6 protein-coding genes are annotated in these 7,648 nt (G+C 41.0%); 4 read left to right on the top strand and 2 right to left on the bottom strand.

Annotated features, from left to right (window positions below):
- Positions 1-76: 76 nt before the first annotated feature.
- Positions 77-1,756, top strand: coding sequence for an anaerobic C4-dicarboxylate transporter (locus F3G86_RS03800; protein WP_149723038.1), 1,680 nt, complete (start codon positions 77-79; stop codon positions 1,754-1,756).
- Between the two features lie 92 nt (positions 1,757-1,848).
- Here F3G86_RS03800 and flhB read toward each other — a convergent pair whose 3' ends face one another.
- Positions 1,849-2,922, bottom strand: a complete 1,074-nt coding sequence (gene flhB, locus F3G86_RS03805; protein WP_149723039.1) for a flagellar biosynthesis protein FlhB — start codon at positions 2,920-2,922, stop codon at positions 1,849-1,851.
- A gap of 143 nt (positions 2,923-3,065) precedes the next feature.
- Between flhB and F3G86_RS03810 the strand changes: the two genes are divergently transcribed.
- The 3 genes from F3G86_RS03810 to rpmA all read left to right on the top strand — a co-directional run bounded on the left by F3G86_RS03810 (position 3,066) and on the right by rpmA (position 4,719).
- Complete coding sequence (locus F3G86_RS03810; protein ID WP_149723040.1) at positions 3,066-4,028, top strand: hypothetical protein; 963 nt, start codon at positions 3,066-3,068, stop codon at positions 4,026-4,028.
- A 107-nt stretch (positions 4,029-4,135) separates the two neighbouring features.
- Positions 4,136-4,450, top strand: coding sequence for a 50S ribosomal protein L21 (rplU, locus tag F3G86_RS03815; RefSeq protein ID WP_002942523.1), 315 nt, complete (start codon positions 4,136-4,138; stop codon positions 4,448-4,450).
- Positions 4,451-4,461: 11 nt separating this feature from the next.
- A complete protein-coding gene (rpmA, locus tag F3G86_RS03820; RefSeq protein ID WP_002942569.1) occupies positions 4,462-4,719 on the top strand; it encodes a 50S ribosomal protein L27 in 258 nt (85 codons plus the stop codon).
- Between the two features lie 120 nt (positions 4,720-4,839).
- On the opposite strand, the gene uvrA is transcribed toward rpmA, so the two are convergent.
- Positions 4,840-7,648, bottom strand: a 2,809-nt coding sequence (gene uvrA / locus F3G86_RS03825) for an excinuclease ABC subunit UvrA (RefSeq protein WP_149723158.1), incomplete at its 5' end; no start/stop codon positions are given.

Below are 7,648 nucleotides of genomic sequence, written 5' to 3' on the forward strand. Positions count from 1 at the left end.
CTACACATCTTTTTTAATTAGTATTTAATTTTAATATTTATATACTCATTGCGTAATTTTTGAAAAGGGAGAAATCATGGAATTTCTTACAAGTTTGTCTGAGAGTACGCAGTTTTTCTTACAATTGATTGTCGTGCTCGGCTGTTTGTTCTACGGAGCAAAAAAAGGTGGTATGGCACTTGGTGTCCTTGGCGGCATCGGTCTTGTTATTTTGGTATTTGCATTTAATTTAAAACCAGGTAAGCCTGCTATTGATGTTATATTAACTATTCTTGCAGTTGTTGTAGCAAGCGCTACACTTCAAGCAGCTGGTGGTCTTGATGTTATGCTTCAGATAGCTGAAAAAGCGCTCAGAAAACATCCAAAAACAGTTTGCTATCTTGCGCCGATTTGCGGCTGGACACTAACAGTGCTATGCGGTACAGGTCACACAGTTTATACACTTTTACCGATCATATATGACGTATCAATGAAAAGTGGCATCCGTCCAGAACGTCCGATGGCAGCTACTACGATCTCTTCACAACTTGCTATTATCGCAAGCCCAGTTTCAGTTGCTGGTGTGTCTATGGTTGCTGTTCTTCTTGGTACTGGCACAGTTCATATTGAGGGCTTTACAAGCTATGTTGATCTATTAAAAGTTACCATTCCTTCTACATTTTTGGGCGTGCTTTGTATAGGAACTTACTCAGTATTTAGAGGTAAAGATCTTGATAAAGATCCAGAATTCCAAGCAAAAATAGCTGATCCAGAGCAAAGAAAATATATATATGGTTCTGATGAGGCACATTCATTGATCGGTGTGCATTTACCAAAAAAACAATGGAATGTTATGTGGATATTCCTTGCTACAATCGCTGTCGTTGCGGTTTTGGGCTATTACAAACAACTTCGCCCAAGCTGGACAAGTAACGTTCCTGGTAAATCAATAGAAATAATCGTAGATAAAAAAACGGTTAAAAATATCACTGTTAAAGACGGACAAGTTGTTTCTATGGTTGGCGATAGCAAAATCGTTTCAAACGTAAAAGACAATAAAGTAAAAGACGCTACTAAATTTACAAGCGTTCAAGTGCTAGACAAAGACAATAAAGTAACACAAAGTATTGTTTCAAACGGCGCTGATGTTGTTATCACTGCAGGCGATAAAAGCGAAACTATCGCAAACGCTAGCATCGTAGTAAAAGATACCATGAAAAAGACTGCACCACTTGGCATGGTTGATACGATCCAAATTTTCATGCTTTTAGCAGCATCTATCATGATGATCTACTCAGGTATCAAAGCAGCCAAAATCGGTCAAAATGAAATTTTCCACAGCGGTATGGTTGCGCTTGTTGCGATTTACGGCATTAGCTGGATGGCTGAGACAATGTTCCACTCTCACATTGATATGCTTAAAGGCTCACTTGGTGAGGTTATGAAAGCATATCCTTGGATGTATATCATAGTTGGTATGCTTATATCAAAATTCCTAAACTCTCAAGCTGCTGCAGCTGCTACTTTCGTGCCACTCGCTGTTCAAATAGGCGTTCATCCAGGCGTTATTGTTGCGTTTGCTACTGCTTGCTATGGATACTTCATCCTTCCAACATATCCAAGCGACCTTGCAGCCGTGCAGTTTGACCGCTCAGGCACAACGCACATTGGCAAATATGTAATCAACCACAGCTTTATCATACCTGGTTTCATAGGTGTATTTAGCTCTTGTGCCGTTGGTTGGGTGCTAGCAAATATCTACGGATATCTTAACTAAGATTTTATTTCTGACAAGCTGTTTTAAAGGCAGCTTGTCTTTTTTCTACAAAATTTACTACTATTTTTATAAAATTTTTTGGCTTAACACTATCAAAGCTTATCTTGAAATTTCTGCTTATTGCTCATATAAACAAAGCTTAGTACTTCAGCCACTGCTCTAAAAAGGTGCGCTGGTATCGTATCATCGACCTCACAAACTCTATAAAGCTCCCTTGCAAGTGGTGGATTTTCATAAATTTGCACTCCGTTTTCAACAGCCACTTTCTTTATCTGAAGCGCTAAGAAATCAACCCCTTTAGCAAGTATTATCGGAGCTTCATCGCGGCTTTTATCGTATCTGATCGCCACGGCGTAGTGAGTTGGGTTTGTTATGACGACGTCAGCTTGTGGGATATTTTGCATCATTCGCCGCTTAGCTGCACGCATTTGTGCTTGGCGGATCCTGCCTTTTACCTGTGGGTCGCCCTCCATCTGCTTATACTCGTCCTTGATCTCTTGCTTGCTCATGCGAAGGTCTTTAAAATACTGAAAACGCACGATAAGCAGGTCAGCAAGGCCGATCACAAAAAGTATAAAAAGCATGACGCTAACTAGGATTATGAGCTTCTCTTTTAGCCACGCGAGCTGGTCAAACATAGAAAAAAATAGCGTGTGCGGAAGCTCTTTGATAAACTGCAAGAAAAAGTAAAATCCAACGCCAAAGACAATGCTTACTTTAACGACGATCTTGACACTCTCGATCGCCTTTTTCATAGAAAATAAATTTTTTAGCCCTTTTAGTGGATTTATCTTGCCAAAATTTGGCGTTATAGGCTTTGTGGTAAATATAAAACCAAACTGCATTACATTTGCGATTATGCCAGCGACCGCGACGCAGATACAAACTGGCAATATCATCAGAAGTGCCCTACCAAAGGTATTTACAACGATCATTTTTACCGTTTGCAAGGTCAGTGGCTGACCGATAAATTTAGAGTAGTAGATATAAAGCGAGATGACCTGATCTTTCATGAAATTTAGCATCGCAAGCAACACGCCAATAGCGATGACTAGGGTCACGAAGCCTGATAGGTCCTGACTTTTAGGGACGTTGCCGTCCTTTTTGGCGTCTTCTATCTTTTTGGGGGTCGCTTCTTCGGTTTTTTCCTGATCTTCGCCTGCCATTTTTGTCCTAGAGTTGCTTAAATTTGGGCGATTATAGCCAAAATGCGGTTAAAATATCCGCTAAATTTAACTTTTTGTGAGCCAAAAAACTAAGCCATTTTAGGCGTTTTTGGCTAAAATTAGCAAAAATAAGGAGACACAAAATGTCATTTTTAGAAAGCTTATTTAACATTTTCAAAGCCAAAAAACAACCAAAAAGCGATGAAGAGCTACTTTTAGACGAGTATGCAAGCATTTACGCCGAGATAAAAGAGAAAAATTTAGACGATTACGACTTTTTATGTGAGCTCATACGATTACTCTCTTTTTCAAGAGCTAGACGCTACGACTTTTGCCTTGAAAAGTGCCTAGCTGAGGGCGACACCGAGGCACTAAATGATCTCATCTTTCAATACGCTAAGCTAAATTTACTCCCAGGCTGCAGCGGTGGATATGACCAGTGTGAGAAGCTGATCCCAGCATTTTTTGCTATCGCTTGCGGTGACACAGATAGTATGGCAAGGATCTTTCCAAAAGGCCTGCCACCTAGCAAAAACGGCTATAAATTTCTATGTGTGATGCACGATCTGCTCACAGCGATACTTTGGCAAGATGAAAATTTACTTGATCCTGCCCTAGAAAAGGCTCACGCCTTTGCAGAGTCCAAAAAGCCAGCAAACGAAAGAGAGGTAGTTAAATTTGTGCTTGCTCTACACGAAAAAGATACGGCTGCCATGAGTGAGCATTTGCAGAAATTTTGCTCCACTTTTGGCAGGACAGATGCGCCTAAATTTGAAAAGCGGCTCTACATCTTTGCGCACGGACTTCACGCACTAGCGCGCTACTTTTTACCGCTTGAACTCTTTAAAGAGATAAAGCTACCAAAAAATGAAAATTTCAGTAAATTTTACGCACAAAGGCTCTTTCAAAATGAAATTCCCAAGCCAAAACTTTATTTTGTCTTGCCGCCTGAATTTAAACTGATAAATGTGATCTTAAGCGCACCAGTAGCCAAAACGCTGATATATCAGCCACATTTGCCAAATGACAAAACATTTTTTCTAGATCATAGCTCTATGATAAGAAATTTAGCCGACGAGATCATAAGATCAGGGGCATTAAAGTAGAATTTATAAACTTTTAGATAATATTCACACCTTACAACCAACAAAGCTCCATAAATCTTTTGTAAAAAAGTGCTTTTTGGTCTTACCAAATTTTAGAAAGGTAGAGTATGTCAAAATACGCTATATTTAAGCATGGCGGCAAGCAATATCGTGTTAGCGAGGGCGAGTTCCTTAAGCTAGATCACTTTAGCGCTGAAGCTAAATCAACCGTTGAGATTACAGAAGTTTTAGCTGTAAATGACGGCGAAGTAAAGGTAGGTGCGCCATTTGTTAAGGGTGCAAAAGTTGTTCTTGAGGTCGTTAATGAAGGTAAAGACAAAAAAGTAGTTATCTACAAAAAACGCAGACGTAAAGACTCAAAACTAAAACGCGGCTTTAGAAGACAATTTACACGTGTAAAAGTCGTAAGTATCGCAGCTTAAGGAGATAAGATATGGCACACAAAAAAGGTCAAGGTTCAACCCAGAATAACCGTGATAGTATCGGACGCCGATTAGGTGTTAAGAAATTTGGTGGCGAGTTCGTTCGTGCTGGAAATATAATCATCCGCCAAAGAGGAACAGCAACTCACGCTGGAAATAACGTAGGTCTTGGCAAAGATCACACTATTTTTGCATTAGTTGATGGCTTTGTAAAATTTGAAAGACTAGATAAAAACAGAAAAAAAGTATCTGTTTATCCAGCTGCATAACCCCAGGGGCGTTCGCCCCTTTTTCTTTTTAAATCCACTAAAAATTTAACAAATTTAATTTATCTTACTTATTATATATAGCTTGGCATTTTAGACAAACACCAAACTACTAAATTTATTTTATTTCGCTTTTAACAAAGCAAGCTCTTGTGCTAGAAATTCCCCTGTGTAGCTGCCACTTTTTTTGTAGTTTTTAGCTACCTCTTTGACATTTCCGCACGCTATCACTTTACCGCCTTTTGCGCCACCTTCTGGTCCCATATCTAAGATGTAGTCGCAGTTTTTGATGACATCCATATTATGCTCGATCACAAAGACAGAATTTCCAAGATCAACTAGGTGATTTAGCACCTTTACCAGCCTATCAACATCGGCAAAATGAAGTCCTGTCGTTGGCTCATCAAGGATATAAAGCGTATTTCCAGTGTCGCTTCTACTAAGCTCTTTTGCTAGCTTTACGCGCTGCGCCTCACCGCCACTAAGTGTGACCGCATTTTGTCCAAGTGTGATGTAGCCAAGCCCCACGTCTTGCAGTGTCGTGAGCTTTGAAGCGATCTTTGGCACAGCCTTAAAGAACTCAACCGCCTCATCTATGCTCATATTTAGCACCTCGGCGATGTTTTTGCCTTTGTATAAAATTTCCAAAGTCTGAGCGTTATACCTAGCGCCATCACAAACGTCACAAACCACGTTGATATCAGGCAAAAAGTGCATCTCGATCGTGATCTCGCCCTCGCCTTGACACTTCTCGCAGCGCCCTCCTTTGACGTTGAAGCTAAAGCGCCCTATTTTATAACCCCTAAGCTTTGCCTCTTTGGTCTGCGCAAACAAATTTCTTATCTCATCCATTACGCCAGTATAAGTCGCTGGATTTGAGCGTGGAGTGCGGCCGATCGGGCTTTGATCAAGATAAATAACCTTGTCTAAATTCTCAAGTCCGCTTAAATTTACCCCAGCTATCTTTTTCACCTTTTTGACTCTGTTTAACTGCTCCTGCGCCTCTGGAAGCAAGGTCTGAAGTACTAGCGAGCTCTTACCAGATCCTGAGACACCGGTGATGCCAACTAAATTTCTAAGCGGAAATTTAGCGGTTAAATTTGAGATATTGTTGATATTTACATTTGAAATTTCGAGCCACTTCTCAGCTTTCCTATTTTTTTGATAGTCGATCTTTTTCTTACCATTTATGTATTGTGCAGTCTGAGTGGCTGAGCTTAAAAGCTCTTTTGCCGTGCCTGCAAAGACCACGCTACCGCCAAATTTACCAGCTCCAGGGCCGATATCTACGATATAGTCAGCCTCATCTATCGTCTTTTTATCATGCTCGACGACGATCACGGAGTTGCCTTTAGCTTGTAAATTTCTAAGTGTTTTTATAAGTTTTAGAGTATCTCGCTCATGAAGGCCGATACTTGGCTCATCAAGCACATACATGACACCACTTAGCCCACTTCCTATCTGGCTTGCGATCCTGATGCGCTGCGCCTCGCCACCACTGATCGTCCTAGCATCACGCCCAAGCGACAAGTAGCCAAGCCCCACGTCATACAAAAAGAAAAGTCTTTCGTTGATCTCTTTTAAGATAGGCTTTGCGATCGCCTTGTCGTAGTCGCTAAGATAGGTAAAATTTTTCTCGTTTGAGAAAAATGCGGTGCAGTTTTCTATACTCATATCCAAAATTTCGCCAAGTCCAAGGCCAGCGACCTTGACCGCTAGACTTTGAGGCTTTAGTCTGTGTCCGTTACAAGCGTCACAAATTTTCTCGCTCATATACTCGTCAAAGTCCTTATAGTCCTTCAAGAGCCCGTGTGAAATTTTAACCACACCATCAAATTTTCTAAGTAGTTTGTTCCGCTTCCAAAAAAACTCAACATCCTTGACGTTGCCGTATAAAACGAGCCTTTTTTCATCTTCACTAAGCTCGTAATATGGCTTTTTAATGTAGATCTCATTTTGCTCACAAAACGCAAGTAAAAATTTATAGTAATAGCTCATATTGTAGCCGTAAAGTAGCTTGATAGCGCCATTTTCTATCGACTTTTCCTCGTCGATGATCTTGCTCATATCTAGGCTATACCTTATACCAAGTCCGTCACAGTGCTCGCAAGCGCCCTTTGGCGAGTTAAAGCTAAAACTTAGCGGCTCAAGCGGCGTAAATGAAATTTTGCAGTCAAAACAAGCCATGTGCTCGCTGTAATGTATAAAGCTATCTTTTAAACCCAGCTCGTTGGCATTTGCGATCTCGACCTCGACCTCGCCAAAGCTCTCATTTAGCGCCTTTTCCACGTCGCTTGCAAGACGCTCGTGATTTTGCTCATCGATGGCGATCCTATCAACGATGACCTTTATCGTATGTTTTTTCGTTTTTGCAAGCTCGATCTCCTCATCAAGCCTCACCACTACGCCATCTATCTGTGCTCTAACAAAGCCTTTTTGGCGTAAATTTTCTATCAAGTCCGCCCATGTGCCCTTTTTCTCACGAACTAGCGGCGCATAGATGATCACTTTTGCGCCAAGCGGGAGCTTTGAAATTTCATTTATGATGTCGCTCGCACTCATTTTTGAGATAGGTTTTCCGCATTTATGGCAGTGCTGCACGCCAACCCTTGCATATAAAAGCCTTAGATAATCATAAATTTCAGTGATCGTGCCTACCGTTGAGCGAGGGTTTTTAGAGGTGGTCTTTTGATCTATTGCAATTGCAGGCGTTAAACCCTCGATCTTATCGACATCAGGCTTTCCCACGCGGTCTAAAAACTGCCTAGCGTAGCTGCTAAGACTCTCCATGTATCTACGCTGCCCCTCGGCATAGAGCGTGTCAAAGGCTAGTGTGCTCTTACCACTGCCGCTAAGACCGGTAAAAACTACTAATTTATTTTTAGGAATTTCAAGGTTTAAATTTTTAAGATTGTGCTCTCTTGCACCAGTT

The organism is Campylobacter concisus (assembly GCF_902460595.1).
GTDB classification, from domain to species: domain Bacteria; phylum Campylobacterota; class Campylobacteria; order Campylobacterales; family Campylobacteraceae; genus Campylobacter_A; species Campylobacter_A concisus_BL.

What these genes read in the sequence shown, in the direction of transcription:
- F3G86_RS03800 (WP_149723038.1), top strand. Translation starts at nt 77, where the DNA reads ATGGAATTTCTTACAAGTTTGTCTGAGAGTACGCAGTTTTTCTTACAA.
- flhB (WP_149723039.1), bottom strand. Translation starts at nt 2,922, where the DNA reads ATGGCAGGCGAAGATCAGGAAAAAACCGAAGAAGCGACCCCCAAAAAG.
- F3G86_RS03810 (WP_149723040.1), top strand. Translation starts at nt 3,066, where the DNA reads ATGTCATTTTTAGAAAGCTTATTTAACATTTTCAAAGCCAAAAAACAA.
- rplU (WP_002942523.1), top strand. Translation starts at nt 4,136, where the DNA reads ATGTCAAAATACGCTATATTTAAGCATGGCGGCAAGCAATATCGTGTT.
- rpmA (WP_002942569.1), top strand. Translation starts at nt 4,462, where the DNA reads ATGGCACACAAAAAAGGTCAAGGTTCAACCCAGAATAACCGTGATAGT.